Origin of the sequence: Blochmannia endosymbiont of Camponotus sp., from assembly GCF_023586365.1 — a bacterium.
Lineage (GTDB): Bacteria > Pseudomonadota > Gammaproteobacteria > Enterobacterales > Enterobacteriaceae > Blochmanniella.
The window spans coordinates 654,659-672,270 of the sequence record NZ_CP097759.1; the positions used below are offsets into that span (position 1 = coordinate 654,659).

Below are 17,612 nucleotides of genomic sequence, written 5' to 3' on the forward strand. Positions count from 1 at the left end.
ATGAATATATTTTATGACAGAGAATATATGCCAGTTTCCTCATTTTATTTGTATAACATAATTAGCATATTTGCAGGTTTCTTAATATCTGGAATATTTTTTAAGATTATAAGAAAACGATATATTAAAAAATATAATAATGCCTATGCATCTCATGAGAACGCTTTATGCGTGACTACACAAAATTTAAAAAATGAGTCTGCTTTACGTTATGATATTGAACAGAAATTGCAAAAAAAATCACAAGCAATATATGAACTACATGGTAAATTATCCACTGCCGAAGAACGTTTAAAATTATTAAACCATTATCATCAAAAATGTGAAAAACTAAATAATGAATTACATGTACAATTACATTTAAATCATTCTCAAGAATTAAAAATACAAGAACTAAACATTCGTTTAGAAGAATATAAATTAGCGACAGAAGAAAAACAGCAGTTATTTATCAAAAGTGAAAACCGATTAACTATGCAATTTGAAAATTTAGCAAATCGTATTTTTGAACAAAACGGACGTAAGATAGATCAACAAAATCGAATAACTCTTGAAAGAACGTTATATCCATTACAAGAACAGTTAGAAGGGTTTAAAAATCAAATCCAAAACAATTTCTCACAAGAAGAACAATCAAGACATACTTTGACATATGAAATTCGTAATTTACATCAATTGAATGCAAAAATCACTCAAGAAACTATTAATCTAACAGAAGCACTAAAAGGAAACAATAAAACACAAGGCAGTTGGGGAGAAATAATTTTAACTCGTGCATTAGAAGCTTCTGGTATGCGTGAAGGTCATGAATTTCATGTACAAGTCAGCATAAAACAAACTGATGGAAATAGATTGCAACCTGATGTAATTATACATTTACCCCATGGTAAAGATGTAATAATTGATTCTAAAGTATCTCTAGTGGCTTATGAACGTTATTTCAATAGCGATAATGAAGAAGATCGACGGTTAGCTATCATTGATCATGTACATTCGTTGCGTGCTCATATAAAATCATTAAGCAAAAAAGATTATCAAAAATTATTTGGATTAAACACATTAGATTATATTTTAATGTTTATCCCTATTGAATCAGCTTTTATGTTAGCTATAAAAAAAGAAACATCGCTATTAACAGATGCTATGCGATGTAATATTATGTTAATTAGCCCTACAACACTGTTAATAGCTTTGCGCACTATTAATAACTTATGGCGTTATGAATATCAAAATTGCCATGCTAAAAAAATTGCTGATAAAGCAGGGAGATTGTATGACAAACTAAGGTTGTTTATGGATGACTTGAATAAAATTGGCCTCTATCTGAATAAAGCAGAAGTTGTTTATAGTGCAGCAAAAAATAAATTTTCTGAAGGCAAAGGTAACATTATAAGTCAAGCGGAAGGTTTTCGATCGCTTGGAGTGCAAATAAAACAACCCATTGTTACTAATGTGGCCCCATCACATTCTATATTTTTATGTGATACAAAAAACAATTCTTCCGATGTATCTAATTTTGAAGATAATATCGCTGAAAATATATGTCATGAATCTTTATCAAATTCTTGATATAGTACAGTAAAGTATGTGCCTTGATCAATCATAATACCATTTTAGTAAAATTAGTATTTTTGATAAATAGAAATTTAATGATAAATATTACGGCAATGATGAATATGAAGAAGAAATGTAAAAAAGACATAACTCATTTTGGGTTTCAAAATGTTTACAAAGATAAAAAAACATCATTGGTGTCTAATATATTCCATACTGTAGCATCACGGTATGATTTAATGAATGATTTAATGTCGTTTGGGATACATAGAATGTGGAAACGATTTATGATTTATCGCAGCGAAGTATACATCGGATGTAGTGTACTGGATCTAGCCGGAGGTACTGGAGATTTAAGTATTCAATTTTCCCGGTTAGTAGGTAATACAGGGATCGTAGTACTAGCAGATATCAATGATTCCATGCTACATATAGGACAAAAAAAATTACGCAATTTAGGTATATTAAATAATGTAATATATATACAAGCTGACGCCGAAGCTTTGCCTTTTTCTGAAAATACTTTTGATTGTGTTGCTGTTGCTTTTGGTTTACGCAATTTTACAAATAAAGAAAAAGCATTATTTTCAATACATAGAGTATTAAAACCTAGAGGAAAATTATTAATTTTAGATTTCGGGGTGCCTATTTTTAAAGTATTGAATAAAATATATGATTTATACTCATTTCATATTTTACCTAAAATAGGTGAATGTATAACTCAAGATATTAATAGTTATCGTTATCTTGTAGAATCTATTCGTATGCATCCAGATCAAGAAACTTTAAAAAATATGATAGCACGAACAGGATTCAATAATGTTGAATATTTCAATATGACTTTTGGGATTGCTGTATTACATTGCGCTTATAAATGTTAAAAAAATATTGATATTCAATGAATTATTAAAATCGATAGTGTCATTATCTTGTTTAAGATTTCCAAGAACGTAAATCTTTATTAAATCCTATAAAGATGTTTTATTTCAAGTGCGCAAAACTATGATATTCCAATGATTTTATATCTTAGTAAGAACAATTATTTATTTTTATAAATATAAAAATAAATTAGATGAAAATAGAATACACAGTAATATTGTATTTTTATGCGCATAAACAACCTATAATACAGCAGATAAATATATTCATTTTAAGATCATCGAGGATGTTTAATTAGCTTAAAATTTAATTAAATAGCATAAACTCATACCTAGTTTCAACATTATTAGTATTTATTATACTTATAATAAAACTTATATTTTATCAAACGGATGATATTTCATGTTAATACTTATAGATTTTTATTACAAAAAGTATATCTTTATTAAAAAATATTTACATATAACTATATTTGATAGTAAGAACACGGGTATAAGTCTAATGAACTAAAAGTAATCTTTATAAAGATGCGCTATTTAAATATACAACTGAATGTTTGACGAATCATTTAAAACAAATTATAGGAAATCTGATGCTTGTTGATGAGTTAAGTCGACTGTATTCTATAATTAAAACAATCTTAAATTATGGACTAAGTGATTTTGTTCCTACTCATCGACTAATTTTCCCATTAAAAATAGGTAGTAGATTTCTTTTACGCGTTTTAAATAAGCATGCTCAACTAACTTTAGGGGAACGATGTCGTTTAGCATTACAGGAATTAGGTCCAATATGGATTAAATTTGGGCAAATGCTTTCCACTCGGCGCGATATTTTTTCAGATGCTGTCGCAGATCAATTATCAATACTACAAGATCGTGTGGCGCCTTTCGATGGAATTATTGCTAAAACGTATATAGAACGGGCTATTGGGAATTCATTAGAAACGTGGTTTAAAGATTTTCAGGAAGTACCATTGGCATCTGCATCCATTTCACAGGTACATTCTGCTAAATTAAAAAAAAACAATAAAGATATAGTAATTAAAATTATTCGGCCCGGTCTTTTACCTATTATTAAAATAGATATATGTTTAATGTATAGATTAGCCAAATGGATTTATAAATTTTTACCAGAAGGACGGAAATTTAAGTTTTCAGAGGTTGTTTCAGAATATGAAAAAACTCTTTTTAATGAGCTTAATTTGCTAAAAGAAACAGCGAATACTATTCACTTGAGAAGAAATTTTAAAAAAAGTCAAATATTATACATACCGAAAGTATATGTGGATTTTTGTAGCGAAAACGTTATGGTTATGGAGCGTATCTATGGTATACCCGTATATGATGTAGTTGCGCTAAAAAAACAAAAAACTAATATGAAATTATTAGCAGAACGTGGAATAGAAATATTTTTTACTCAAATTTTTCGAGACAGTTTTTTTCACGGAGATATGCATCCTGGTAACATTTTTATTAGCTACAAAGACCCGGGAAATCCAAAATATATTTGTGTTGATTGTGGCATTGTCGGATCTTTAAATAAAAAAGATAAGTACTATTTAGCAGCAAATTTTATAGCATTTTTCAATCGTGATTATCGCAAAATAGCTGAATTGCATCTTGATTCAGGTTGGATACCCTTTGATACTAACATTGAAGATTTTGAATGCGCTATGAGAACAGTATTTGAACCAATTTTTGAACAACCGCTAGAAAAAATTCCTTTTAGTAAAATATTGTTGTACTTATTTAATACTGCACGATATTTTAATATGGAAATACAACCCCAATTAATTTTATTACAAAAAACTTTATTGTATATCGAAGGAATAGTTAGACAATTATATCCAAATCTAAATCTTTGGAAATCTGCTCAACCTTTTTTAGAAAGGTGGATGCAGGACCAATTAAAATTGTCAACAACAATATGTACTTTAAAAGATAAGATACCTCATTGGATAGATAAAATACCCGAATTACCTACTTTGTTATCTAATGAATTTAAACGTTCTTGTATGTTACAAAAAAAAATAGAAGTATTAATAAGAGAATTAAGAACTCAGCGAACTAATCACGGTCAAGCGTTATTTTTATTCGGTGTTGGTGCCACGTTAGTTACTAGCAGTATTTTCTTATACATACAGGATAAATATTTAAAAATTTTTTCTATTTTTTTATTTGTAATTGGCATCTTTATTTGGACAATAGGTTGGAAGCGTATCATACAATAACAACAATGTAATTCTTGTCCAATTGAATTTTATTTTTTAATATAAGTTTTATTTGAACAATTCAACGAAACATCTTATTTTAAATAAATTCTGAAATATAACAATATTAACTAATTCAATCATAACTTTAAAACTATACTTAATGACAATCATACGATATTTTGCAATATTATTTAATCACAACAACATTTAAATAATTATTAACAGGCTATGAAATATAAAGATTTACGTGATTTTATAAAAATATTAGAACACAAGGGAGACTTAAAAAGAATTAAATTTCCTATTAATCCTGATTTGGAAATAACAGAAATTGCTGATCGCACTATTAAATCTGGAGGTCCAGCGCTTTTTTTTGAAAATCCTAAAGGATATACAATACCTGTTCTTTGCAATTTATTTGGTACCCTTAACAGGATAGCTTTAGGCATGGGGAAAGAAAGTATTCTATCTTTACGTGATGTTGGAAAATTACTCGCATTTTTAAGAGAACCTGAATTACCGACAGGAGTACATGATTTTTTTTCTAAAATACCCCATTTTCGCCATATCCTACATATGCCGATTAAGCGTGTCAGCACAGCTCCGTGTCAAGAAAATGTTTGGTGCAACCAAGATGTAGATATCACGCATATGCCAATAATGCGTTGCTGGCCTCAAGATGTATCTCCTGTAATTACTTGGGGTATCACAATAACACGTGGTCTAAAAAGTAAACGACAAAATCTTGGAATTTATCGTCAACAAGTACTATCTAAAAACAAAATCATTATGAGATGGTTATCTCATCGTGGTGGCGCATTAGATTTTCAAGAATGGTATAAAAATACTTCAGAGAAAAGATTTCCCATTACTGTAGCATTAGGTGCTGATCCGGCGACTTTAATAGGAGCAGTAGTTCCCATTCCTGACACATTATCAGAATATGCTTTTTCTGGTTTATTAAGAGGTTGTAGAACTGAAGTAATTAAATGTATTTCATGCGACTTAGATGTTCCAGCTAATTCTGAAATCGTATTGGAAGGATATTTAGAACGAGATGAAACAGCAATAGAAGGTCCCTTTGGAGACCATACAGGATACTACAATACTGCTACTAAATTTCCAGTATGCACTATTACTCATATTACCCAAAGAAACAATCCAATTTATCATTCTACGTATACTGGCCGGCCACTAGATGAGCCTGCGATCCTTGGAATGGCAATGAATGAAATGTTCATTCCTATCATACAAAAGCAATTCCCAGAGATTACAGATTTTTATTTACCTCCTGAAGGTTGCTCATATAGATTGGCTATTGTAACTATAAAAAAACAATATATTGGACATGCTAAACGTATAATTTTTGGAATATGGTCCTTTTTGAAACAATTTATGTATACTAAATTTATTATCGTATGTGATGACGATATTAATGCTCGGAATTGGAATGATGTAGTATGGGCGATAACTACACGCATGGACCCTGATCGAGATACCATAATAGTAAAAAATACCCCAATTGATTATCTTGATTTCTCTAGTCCCATTTCTGGTTTAGGTTCTAAAATAGGTATGGATGCAACAAATAAATGGCCCGGGGAAACTGAAAGAGAATGGGGTATTCCAATTAAAATGCACGATACGGTACGACATTATATTGATAGTATTTGGGATAAACTAGACATATAGGAATAATACTTTACACTCAAGATGATACAATTGAGTAAGATGCATAAAATTAAACATATAGCAGTATGATGGATTTTTTTAATAAAAATAAAGAGATATACTGTAATTTATTACAAATAAATCATCACACATATATATATATATATATATCTATATCAAAACATAAATTTATATAACATTGCCGTTAATAGCCAACATACAATCATTTACACAAACGTTCTAAATACAACATTACAAACAGGTCTGTAATAACATACTGTAATTATGAATATATCCACATTTTAAATATGTTTTATATAATAAAAACATATTTAATAATACTATATGCTATTATAAAAATATTTTATGACTAACAATTATACTTAAACAGATAAAAATATTTTTTATTTAATTATTATCTATATCTACTTGATACAACAATCATACGCTCTATTAACTTGTAATAATCACACAAATTCACATACATATTACACAATAAAATATATTATAATTAAAACCAACATCAATAATTAAATTAATTTTAATATTAACTAAATTAGAATAGTATTCTATCATAATATTACAATATTTATATTTTTATATGAAATATTTATGTGTTTATTAGGAGGGGGTATGAAAAAATTGCATCTTATTTGGATAGTAATTTATTTGATATTTTCATGTAAAAGCATTTCATCTTCAATTACAGAAGGAAGACAATACATTCGACTAAACAAACCTATTCACAATGCACCACAATTACTGGAATTTTTTTCTTTTTACTGCCCACATTGCTATCAATTCGAAGAAATTTATCATATTTCTAATAACATAAAACAAACATTACCTAAAAATGTAAATTTTTATAAATATCATGTGAATTTTTTAGGTAATTTAGGAAAACAATTAACACATGCTTGGGCTGTAGCAATAGCATTAAGAATAGAAAATAAAATCAGTCCTATATTATTTACAGCGATACAAAAACAACAATCTATTCACACTGTGGAAGATATTCGTGAAATATTCATTAAATCTGGTGTCAATGCAGAAGAATTTGATATCGCTTGGGAGAGCGTATTAGTGAAATCTTTAATTTTAGATCAGGAACAAGCAGCAATAAACTTTCGTTTGAGAGGAGTACCATCAATATTTATCAATGGGAAATATATGATAAAAAACGAGAAGTTAGATATATCATCAGTTAACGCTTATATAAAACAATTTTGTGAGTTGTTAAATTTACTGATAGATAAAACGTAATTTCTGCATATTCATTATATCATTATACTGGCATATACAAATATTCTATTTTTTATTGAAATTATTTTACAAAATGACTGCATTGATTTTATTATTTTGTTGTTTATAATAACCTTATAGTTAATAGTTTTACTAAACAATAGTCTATATTCTCTTGTCTTTTCTGTAAAATTAAGTCGTATATAAATGTCATTATGATTACAATTATAAATAATCCGATAATTTTAGTGGATGGATCTTGTTATATACACCGTGCATATCATGCGTTTCCACCATTGATCACTAGCGACGGAAAACCAGTATGGGTAATATATGGGGTAATCAATATGATTAAGAGTCTATTGATACGATATCAACCTACTCACATGGTGGTGGTTTTTGATACAATGGGGAAAACCTTTCGTAACAATTTATTTGAAAAATATAAAGCTAATCGCATGAAAACCCCTAAGAATTTATATACTCAAATTGATCCATTATGTGAAATAATACAAGCCATGGGGTTACCAATTCTTAAGGTGCCTGACGTAGAAGCAGATGATGTGATAGGCACATTAGCTATATCTTGTGCGCGATCAGGAAATTCTGTGTTAATTAGTACAGGAGATAAGGATATGGCTCAAATAGCATCATCGCAAATAACTCTTATTAATACTATGTCGAATATTATTTTTACTCCTAAAGAAATAGAAAAACAGTTTGGAGTACCACCAACTCTAATAGCTGATTATTTAGCATTAATAGGCGATCGTTCTGATAACATTCCTGGAGTTCCTGGAATAGGAAAAAAAACTGCTCAGATTTTATTAAATAAAATAGGTAATTTAAAAGTATTATACGATCATTTAGATAAAATTAGTCTATTAGATTTAGGTTTGCGTGGCGCTAGAGCAATACAAAACACATTACAAGCCAACAAAGAAGTAGCATTTCTTTCTTATAAACTAACGACCATTAAAACCGACGTATCTTTAAATATATCTGACTATCAACTGTTAATACAACAGAGAAATATTAACGCCTTGCAATCGTTATTTACACAGTATGAATTTAAAAATTGGCTAATAGATTTACAATCAGGAACATGGCTGGATAAATATCACCATTTGAAACATGTACCATCACATCGACGATTAACTAATACACTTTTGTTCCAAAAACATAATTTATCATCAGAGTATTCCAAAGAAAAAAAGATTATCAAAATAATACATAACATTGAAATGCTTTGTCATTGGGTTGAAAAAATTGACGAATCCAAATTTTTTATATTTAGTATATATACAGATATATTTAATGTTTCTACAGCTAAAATCATAAGTATATGTTTATCTATAGATACTAAAGAAAGCGCGTATATTCCTATAAAAACTGATGCGATTAATAATCATCAGAACTTTTTATACCTTGAAGAGATATTATCAATTTTGCAACCAACTTTAGAAAATGAAAAAATAAAAAAAGTAGGCCAACATTTAAAATTTAGTTATTCTATTTTAAAACGTTATAATATAAACTTAGCTGGCATGGCATTTGATGTTATATTAGAATTATATATACTGTATGGTACTGCTAATTATCATAATATTAAAAATTTTTTAGATAAAGACACATTTAACGCTGTTACAAATTTTAAAAAAAATTATGATAATTATAATGAAAATAACATCATTTTAGATCTACAAAATATACAATTACAATCTCTACATGCTGCCGAATTTATCAAATCCCTGTTTAATCTGCATCGTACTTTATGGCCAAAGATAGAATCAAATAATAAACTAAAAAAAATATTTGAAGAAGTAGAAATGCCTCTAATATCTATCTTATCGCGCATTGAAAGTTATGGTGTATTAATTGATAAAAAATTACTTAATACACATTCAGTAGAATTAGATTATCGGCTTCATGCATTAGAGCTAGAAGCGTATCAATTAGTAGGCACTCCTTTTAATCTTGCTTCAACTAAACAATTACAAGAAATATTATATAATCAGCAAAAATTGCCAATTTTAAAAAAAACACCTAAGGGAGTTCCTTCAACTAATGAAGAAGTATTGAAGAAATTATCAAAAAAATACTCAATGCCAAAAATTATTTTGCAATATCGTGCTTTATCTAAATTACAATCTACTTATATCAAAAAATTAATTGCTATGATTAATAAAAAATCAAATAGGGTGCACACCTCATATAATCAAACTAGAACTTCTACAGGACGTCTTTCCTCTACTAGTCCTAATTTGCAAAATATCCCAAATAGAAATTACGATGGAAGAAAAATACGTCAGGCTTTTATTGCCCCAAAAAATTTTTTAATTGTAGCAGCCGATTATTCTCAAATAGAATTAAGAATTATGGCGCATCTTTCTCAAGATATCGAATTAATCAATGATTTTCTTTTTGAAAAAGATATTCATACTGCAACAGCTTCTGAAATCTTTGTTACCGCGTTACACTCAGTTACTGATGAACAAAGACAACGAGCTAAAACTATTAATTTTGGATTAATTTATGGAATGAGCGCATTCGGATTAGCGCGTCAATTATCAGTAACATGTAAGGAAGCTCAAAAATATGTAGATCGTTATTTTAATCGTTATCCTGGTGTTATGAAATATATGCAACATATTCGAGAGCATGCTAATAAATATGGTTATGTGTCTACACTAGACGGACGAAAGTTATATTTACCAGATGTTTATTCTTCTAATACTCTTCAAAAAAAAGGAGCTGAAAGAGCTGCGATTAATGCTCCTATGCAAGGAAGCGCTGCTGATATTATTAAGAAAGCAATGATATCTATTGATAATTGGTTGCAAAAAGATGCAATTCCAGCGCGTATCATTATGCAAGTACATGACGAATTAGTATTTGAAGTACGCGATGATATCGTAGGCTCTGTTGTAAAAAAAATCAAAAAATTAATGGAAGAATGTTTTATTATGGATGTACCTCTAAAAGTAGATGTTGGTATTGGAAAGAATTGGGAACAAGCACATTAATATATCAACCTAACATAGGTTAATATATTAAATATAATAAATACATGATTAATAACAATTGCTTAGAATAATATATTTATACAAATCATATGCTTTGATATATAGAAGATGCGATGATTTATAAAAATATATTATTTTAACCAATTATTAAGGACTCTTCTCAATGAGAGTATTCCGTATTTTTTGACAACAGAAAAAGGTTCGACTTGTATATGCGTTTCAAACATCATTTTCATATCGCGTATTATCTTTTTAGATGTAACTTGCAAAACATTTCTAGAAATTTTATCTGCTTTGCTCAATAAAGTAAAAACAGGAACGCCTACGGAAAGCGCACGTTCAATTGTTTTTTGATCTAAATCTTTTATCGGATGCCTAATGTCCATCATTAATATCAATCCTTTTAAATTTTCTCTCTTTTTTAAGTATTCACATATCATGTCATGCCAGTAGTTTTTTCTTTTTTTTGTCTGATGATTAACATAATAACCATAGCCAGGAAAATCAATCAGACGAATACCCGGGCTGACCTCAAATAAATTAATGAGTTGCGTACATCCTGGTGTTTTGCTTACTTTAGTTAATTTTTTTTGATAAGTTAACGCATTAATAGCGCTAGATTTTCCACTATTAGAATAACCAACAAAAGCTACCTCCATACCCATTTTTTCATTAGGTAAACAGTAAACTGCAGGTACGCTTATTAAAAAATAAGTAACATGATAGTTGTATATCATAACATGGTAAATATGAAAATAAGTTTCTAAATTTATATAAATATATAAAACAAATTGTTTTTATTCCTGATTTAATTTTTTAAACCATTATTATCAACAATAATATCGTTATATACGTATTTTACATATATTACAAAAAATTATTTTTAAACACTATAATATAGATCGAATTCTATAGGATGTGGCGTAATGGACACGAGTCTACTGTCTTCTTGACACAATAAAATATATGTATTAATATACTCTTCGGTAAAGACGTTGCCTCTAGTTAAAAATTTATGATCATCGTATAAAGATTTTAATGCTTCGTCAAGAGATTGAGCCATGTGTGATATGGATGATGCTTCTTTTTCAGAGATAGTATATAAGTTTTTATCAACAGGTTCTCCAGGATGGATTTTATTAATAATGCCATCTAGTCCCGCCATAAGCAATGCAGAAAATGCTAGATAAGGATTAGCAGAAGGATCAGGAAATCGAACTTCAATTCGACATGATGTGTCGTTTTGTGTTTTTTTTAGGGATGACGGAATGCGAATCGCGCTAGAACGATTACAAACAGAATAAGTCAACATTACTGGAGCTTCATAATTTGGAACTAAACGTTTATACGAATTAGTAGTCGGATTGGTTATAGCATTTAATGCTTTAGCGTGATGCAAAATACCTCCAATATAAAATAAAGCGATATCAGAAAGGTTCCCATATTGAAGACCTGAAAATAAATTAATATCTTTTTTATGTAAGGATATATGGCAATGCATGCCTGACCCATTATCATTGATAATAGGTTTAGGCATGAAAGTTGCAGTTTTCCCAGAATTATGAGCAACATTGTGCACTACATATTTATATATTTGTATTTCATCAGCTTTTTTAGTAAGAGTATTAAATCGAGTTGCTATTTCATTTTGACCTGATGTTGCAACTTCATGATGATGAGCCTCTACGATTAATCCCATTTTTTCCATTGTTAAAGACATGGTAGATCGCAAGTTCTGAGAAGAATCTATTGGGGGCACGGGAGCATATCCACTCTTTATTCTAGGACGATGACCTTTATTTCCGTCTTTATAAACTTTACCGCTGTTCCATGATGATTCTCGATCGTCAACGATTACATAAGATCCCGATATTGTTGTTGCAAAATGAATACTGTCAAATAAAAAAAATTCTGGTTCCGGGCCAAACATCACGATATCGGCGATACCAGAATTATATAAAAATATTTCTGCTCGTTTAGCTATAGACCGTGGATCCCTATCATAATTTTTCATAGTACTAGGGTCAATTATATCGCAACGAATAATTATTGTAGCGTCTTCATAAAATGGATCTATCACAAAGCTATCAGGATCAGGCATCAATATCATATCTGATTGGTTAACATCTTTCCACCCTTTAATGGAGGACCCATCAAAAATTTTTCCATGATTAAATAAACAATCATTAACCTGGGTTTTAGGGATAGTAATGTGTTGTTCTTTTCCTTTTGTATCAGTAAAACGTAAATCAACAAATTTTATTTGATTTTCGTTTATAATAGAAAAAATTTTTTCAATATTTGTCATATTTGTGCTCTCAGCTATTACATATCAATGTGTTAAAATACTATCTATAAGGCTCTTGCGATCAAAAATTTTTAAAAACTTTATTTAATTAACATATCTGCATCGATATGCTTACTAATATTCATTAGTACGTAATACATTGAATCAGATATGTTGATCCTTGATTAAAATTTAAAATTTTTTAAAAAACACTTATATTTTATACTACTATTATTTTAATAAATAATCTAATGTAATAAAAACAAAAAAAATACTTGTATGCATAACTACTATTAATCATTTTTTTAATTACTTTTAATTCAAATTCAACATAGAAAAAATGTCAGAAAGTTAGTCATGTTATTTTTTATGTATTGTATACATGATATACATCATGAAATATAATCGTACATATACATTTTTATATAAATTTAAAAAATTAATAATTTTATACAAATTGTTATCTGTTATTGGTGTATATCATGTAAATATGAATTTACATTGTAAGTATCGTGAGCAACATTAAGAATAGTTTTAGGACTTACGCAATATATTATTTATAGTAGGCTGTTGCTCTATAAATAAGAAATTACACGCATTATATCAATATTACAAATTTACATCAGAACAATACAACAATCTTCAATTTTAATAAACTTTTAGTATCTATTACGTTAAAGAGACTTTTTCTCCTAAATATCAATTGCATGGCTTAAGTAATATTAGTTTTTGATTGTATATATAATTGTTAGTATTTATTTTTTAGTAATTAAGTCTTCTTCTATTTCTCTGAGAGCAAGTACGGTATATTTATCATTGTTATTTCTTGTAATCAACGTTTCTTTTCCACCAATTTGCATTTGCCGTGCACGTCGTGCGGCAAGTAATATTAAATCGAATATATTACCAATTTTTCCTACAGCATCCTGTACAGTTATACGTGCCATTTTCATTCACCGTGTATGTGGATTTTATTTATTAAGTTTAAATTCATATTGATCGTAAGCACACATATATATTTATACTGATTGATTATTTATATATCTGGCAATAACAAATGATTGATTAATGTTGCGTAGCGTATTTTTTGATGCGCTATTCGCAATTGCTCAGATAATATAATCGACTGTAAATGTGTCAAAGCGACGTTTAAATCATCATTTATGATAACATAATCATATTCTTTAAAATGGCTAATTTCATCCACTGCTTGCTTCATGCGTGCGGCGATCACTTCTTCTGTATCTTCTCCTCTCAGATATAATCGATGTGCTAATTCTTTCTTTGATGGAGGCAAAATAAAAATAGTATAGATATTTTTTGATATTTTACTACGAATTTGTTGCGCTCCTTTCCAGTCAATATTTAACACAATATGCACACCAGCATCTAACATCATTTCAATATTATTTTTTGCAGTACCGTAATAATGATTAAAAATCATAGCATATTCAAAAAACATATTTTTATCAATCATATATTTAAATGCTTTTTTTGAAATAAAATAATAATCCTTTCCATGTATTTCCCCAGGCCTTTTAATGCGTGTGGTGTAAGAAATAGATAATTTAGTTTGATAAACAAAATGATCATATTGTATTACAGTTTGAATTAATGTAGATTTTCCTGTCCCACTAGGGGCGGATATAATACACAATATTCCTGGATTTTTCATCATAAAATGATTATATACACATTTGATCGCATAAATAATTAATATTTATAAAAATAAATCACGTCCATACATAGTATATATGTTTTGAATAACTATATATTTGGTTCTAATTCATGTTAAACATTAAATATCATTATTTTGCATAGATGTATTGAGGTTGATGTAATAGAAGATCCTCAATAAAACATTTTGTAATTTGATTACACTAGAGTATACATTGTTACTATCAAATTAATAAAAAATTATTAGTTTCACCGAGGACCTTATTTACGTTAATGAAATCTATAGTGCAGTATGCGTGTATATTGTATTGTCATTTTGCCATATTATTTTTTTGTTGTATTTCAAGTAAATTGCATACTTCTCTAAAGCTTTTCAGCTGTACATCAGATAAAAGGGAAAATATGCGATCTAAAATGATATTATGTGTATCTTCGGCAACACGTAATTTATCGCGTCCTTTTTCTGTAATATAAACGTATTTCACTCTACGATCTGTAAGACTTTGTTGTCGACGTAACATTTCATCTTTTTCTAATGCATCAAGAACTGTTACAACGGTTCTTGATGAAAATCCCATATAATTTTTAATGTCTGTTGCGCTGGTTTTTCCGGTAGTAATAAGATGCAAGATTTTCATTTTAGACATTGAAAGACCTTCATTAATTAATTGGCCATTTATTTCTTTGCGTAAACGGTGATAAATACGAGATAAGGATTCTACCATGTTTGAAATATCTGTTAATCTATTCATAATTATTTGTCTCTATATTGAATCAATAATGATAATAGGACTATATTAATAGTCTAAAAAATAATAATTATTATTTTGAAGTATTGTTTATTGAGAATAATAATTTTTCAGACAATTGTTTACATCTGATAATCAATTATATTTTTAATTAACCATTGCAGCGTATACCTCCTAATTTATTGTAATTTTACTAAATTAATATTTTGATTTTATTAAAAGATAGCAGACATTATTCATTCAGAATATATATATATTCTAATATTTAATTTGTGTTGTTTTACTATTTATATTTTATCGGAGTTTTTTTAAATTTGAAATATGACTATCGGAAAAATAAAACTTCTTATAGATTTATTAAAAAATGATTTTTTTATATTTTATGATTTATTTTTAATCTTAGAATTCTATATATCTGCAAGTAAATAGATCTAAATCAAAAATATAAACAATTTTATTACAAAATATAAAATAATATTTAATATTTTTATGAAAATAAAAATAAAAAATTATATTTTTATAAAAAATAATATTTTTTATTGAATCATATATTTTCGTTTAAATTCACATGTATTTATAAAAAATAGTGATATTAAAGGATATATATCAGTTAATTTATAGTAAAATATTAACTATATAAATTTATGTAGCACTCAAATAAAACAGATTGGAGTATAAAAATTATATTAAAAACTTTTTATTAAAAATAATAATATTAAAATTTAATTTTTTAATAAATGAATCTACTTCATATATATATATCTCATAAAATTGAAGTTTAAGTACATTAAATATCATTATTCAATATTCTGTTCAATTAGATTGGTTAATTAAGCTGAAACATTATTTGAAAAGATCATAATATAATTAAGAATTATAAAAATTAGCAGGTTATATAACAAATACAGATTTTTAAATATGAAAAAATTTTATAGGTAAGTACTCTGATTATATTACTCAATGTTCTGCGCTTGCTCTCGTATTTGTTCAATAAGTATTTTTAAGGAAATTGCTAATTGAGTAATATAAGAATTTATAGATTTGGAAGTTAATGTATTAGCTTCTCTATGTAACTCTTGTATTATAAAATCTAGCTGTCTACCAACAGCCCCGTTTCCATCGAGAATACGGTGCATCTCTTTGATATGAATAATTAGACGATCTATTTCTTCTGAAATATCAATTTTTTGAGCCACTATTAATAACTCTTGTTCCAGTCGTATTGGGTCAGAAGAAATGCAAACATCTTTCATTTGCTCCAAGAGTGTTTTGCGTTTGTACTCTAATACATTAGGGATATGTTGACGAATTTTGTTTACTTCAGCGTACATTAGATGTAATCGTTCTATAATTTTATTTTTTAAAAAAATACCTTCTCTTTCTCTATTTTGTATCAAATGATGTAATGTTTCTTTAAAACATATTAATAATTCAGAATGAACGTTGTTCATATTGTTTAAATTATTTTGTTTATACGTTATTACTCCTGGCCAAGATAAAATATCTATCGGATTAATTTCACCTTCATTCGTTAATGTTTTTATCCATTTTGCGGATAACACAAGATCATGCACCAATTGTTTATTAAGAATAAGTGATTCTGTATTATTGTCGCAATTATTATTTATTTTGATATGTAAAGTGCATTCTATTCTTCCTCTAATAATAGAATCTTTAATATTTTTACGAATTACCCACGACAAACCATAAAGATATTTAGGTAAATCGATATGAATATCTAAATAACGTTGATTTAAAGAACAAATTTCCCAGGTAACATTGCCCCATGTATATTTTACTTCATGCCTTGAAAAAGCGGTCATGCTATGAATCATAATAATCACCTAAATTTTATTAATATATATAAAAATAAATTTTAAAATTATAATAATTCTATTTTGCCATGTATTCTTTAATTAAAATTGTTGCTCCATATATTTATATACATCAATATAATTTTTAAAAAATTCTGAATGTTTTTCATGTCCATACAATTGTATTCATTAAATAAATAGTAGTATGTGCAATACTGCAATTGATAATAATTTGCCAAAATTATTATTTATATATAACAAATATATACCACTACAATAACACGTTCAATTTTATCTATTAAATAATTTAATGTGTTATTATTTAGTGAAATAGCATAATAAAATATATTAAACATATATACGTTTAAAGTGTATCAAATTAAAGTTTATATACGACACATATACATGTTAAATAATTTTTATTGTATTTATTTTTAAAATAATTTTTTTGATATAAAATAATTTGTAAATTTATAATAGATTTATTTTCCTCATATA

11 protein-coding genes and 1 pseudogene are annotated in these 17,612 nt (G+C 27.6%); 6 read left to right on the forward strand and 6 right to left on the reverse strand.

Features of this window, described 5'->3' with window-relative positions:
* Positions 1–27 precede the first annotated feature (27 nt).
* The 6 genes from rmuC (at position 28) to polA (ending at position 10,587) form a co-directional block, all read left to right on the forward strand.
* On the forward strand, positions 28–1,569 hold the full coding sequence (gene rmuC / locus M9407_RS02745) for a DNA recombination protein RmuC (protein ID WP_420022298.1): 1,542 nt from the start codon (positions 28–30) through the stop codon (positions 1,567–1,569).
* 101 nt (positions 1,570–1,670) lie between these two features.
* A complete protein-coding gene (gene ubiE, locus M9407_RS02750; protein WP_250237421.1) occupies positions 1,671–2,435 on the forward strand; it encodes a bifunctional demethylmenaquinone methyltransferase/2-methoxy-6-polyprenyl-1,4-benzoquinol methylase UbiE in 765 nt (254 codons plus the stop codon).
* 590 nt (positions 2,436–3,025) lie between these two features.
* Positions 3,026–4,666, forward strand: a complete 1,641-nt coding sequence (gene ubiB, locus M9407_RS02755) for a ubiquinone biosynthesis regulatory protein kinase UbiB (protein WP_250236958.1) — start codon at positions 3,026–3,028, stop codon at positions 4,664–4,666.
* 210 nt (positions 4,667–4,876) lie between these two features.
* Positions 4,877–6,340: a 4-hydroxy-3-polyprenylbenzoate decarboxylase gene (gene ubiD / locus M9407_RS02760; RefSeq protein ID WP_250231700.1), complete on the forward strand. Its 1,464-nt coding sequence runs from the start codon at positions 4,877–4,879 to the stop codon at positions 6,338–6,340.
* 612 nt (positions 6,341–6,952) lie between these two features.
* A complete protein-coding gene (gene dsbA, locus M9407_RS02765; RefSeq protein ID WP_250237422.1) occupies positions 6,953–7,582 on the forward strand; it encodes a thiol:disulfide interchange protein DsbA in 630 nt (209 codons plus the stop codon).
* A 194-nt stretch (positions 7,583–7,776) separates the two neighbouring features.
* Positions 7,777–10,587 (forward strand): DNA polymerase I, encoded by a 2,811-nt coding sequence (gene polA / locus M9407_RS02770; RefSeq protein ID WP_250236959.1) that lies wholly within the window; start codon positions 7,777–7,779, stop codon positions 10,585–10,587.
* 131 nt (positions 10,588–10,718) lie between these two features.
* Here the strand turns inward: polA and yihA are convergent, their stop codons facing one another.
* The 6 genes and pseudogenes from yihA to M9407_RS02800 form a co-directional block, all read right to left on the reverse strand.
* Positions 10,719–11,324, reverse strand: coding sequence for a ribosome biogenesis GTP-binding protein YihA/YsxC (gene yihA, locus M9407_RS02775; protein WP_250236960.1), 606 nt, complete (start codon positions 11,322–11,324; stop codon positions 10,719–10,721).
* Positions 11,325–11,470: 146 nt separating this feature from the next.
* Positions 11,471–12,895 carry a type I glutamate--ammonia ligase gene (gene glnA, locus M9407_RS02780; RefSeq protein WP_250236961.1) on the reverse strand — a complete coding sequence of 475 codons (1,425 nt, stop codon included), beginning with the start codon at positions 12,893–12,895 and terminating at the stop codon, positions 11,471–11,473.
* 737 nt (positions 12,896–13,632) lie between these two features.
* Positions 13,633–13,821, reverse strand: a pseudogene (gene rpoZ, locus M9407_RS02785) (DNA-directed RNA polymerase subunit omega); the annotation flags it as partial.
* Positions 13,822–13,910: 89 nt separating this feature from the next.
* Positions 13,911–14,552, reverse strand: a complete 642-nt coding sequence (gene gmk, locus M9407_RS02790) for a guanylate kinase (RefSeq protein WP_250236962.1) — start codon at positions 14,550–14,552, stop codon at positions 13,911–13,913.
* 310 nt (positions 14,553–14,862) lie between these two features.
* Entirely contained in the window at positions 14,863–15,303 is a 441-nt protein-coding gene (locus M9407_RS02795; protein WP_011283149.1) for a MarR family winged helix-turn-helix transcriptional regulator, read from the reverse strand.
* 950 nt (positions 15,304–16,253) lie between these two features.
* Complete coding sequence (locus tag M9407_RS02800) at positions 16,254–17,135, reverse strand: YicC/YloC family endoribonuclease (RefSeq protein WP_250236964.1); 882 nt, start codon at positions 17,133–17,135, stop codon at positions 16,254–16,256.
* Positions 17,136–17,612: the final 477 nt, after the last annotated feature.

Coding starts and splice junctions, on each gene's coding strand:
- M9407_RS02795 (WP_011283149.1), bottom strand. CDS start 15,303: ATGAATAGATTAACAGATATTTCAAACATGGTAGAATCCTTATCTCGT.
- glnA (WP_250236961.1), bottom strand. CDS start 12,895: ATGACAAATATTGAAAAAATTTTTTCTATTATAAACGAAAATCAAATA.
- gmk (WP_250236962.1), bottom strand. CDS start 14,552: ATGATGAAAAATCCAGGAATATTGTGTATTATATCCGCCCCTAGTGGG.
- polA (WP_250236959.1), top strand. CDS start 7,777: ATGATTACAATTATAAATAATCCGATAATTTTAGTGGATGGATCTTGT.
- yihA (WP_250236960.1), bottom strand. CDS start 11,324: ATGATATACAACTATCATGTTACTTATTTTTTAATAAGCGTACCTGCA.
- M9407_RS02800 (WP_250236964.1), bottom strand. CDS start 17,135: ATGATTCATAGCATGACCGCTTTTTCAAGGCATGAAGTAAAATATACA.
- dsbA (WP_250237422.1), top strand. CDS start 6,953: ATGAAAAAATTGCATCTTATTTGGATAGTAATTTATTTGATATTTTCA.
- ubiB (WP_250236958.1), top strand. CDS start 3,026: ATGCTTGTTGATGAGTTAAGTCGACTGTATTCTATAATTAAAACAATC.
- rmuC (WP_420022298.1), top strand. CDS start 28: ATGCCAGTTTCCTCATTTTATTTGTATAACATAATTAGCATATTTGCA.
- ubiD (WP_250231700.1), top strand. CDS start 4,877: ATGAAATATAAAGATTTACGTGATTTTATAAAAATATTAGAACACAAG.
- ubiE (WP_250237421.1), top strand. CDS start 1,671: ATGAATATGAAGAAGAAATGTAAAAAAGACATAACTCATTTTGGGTTT.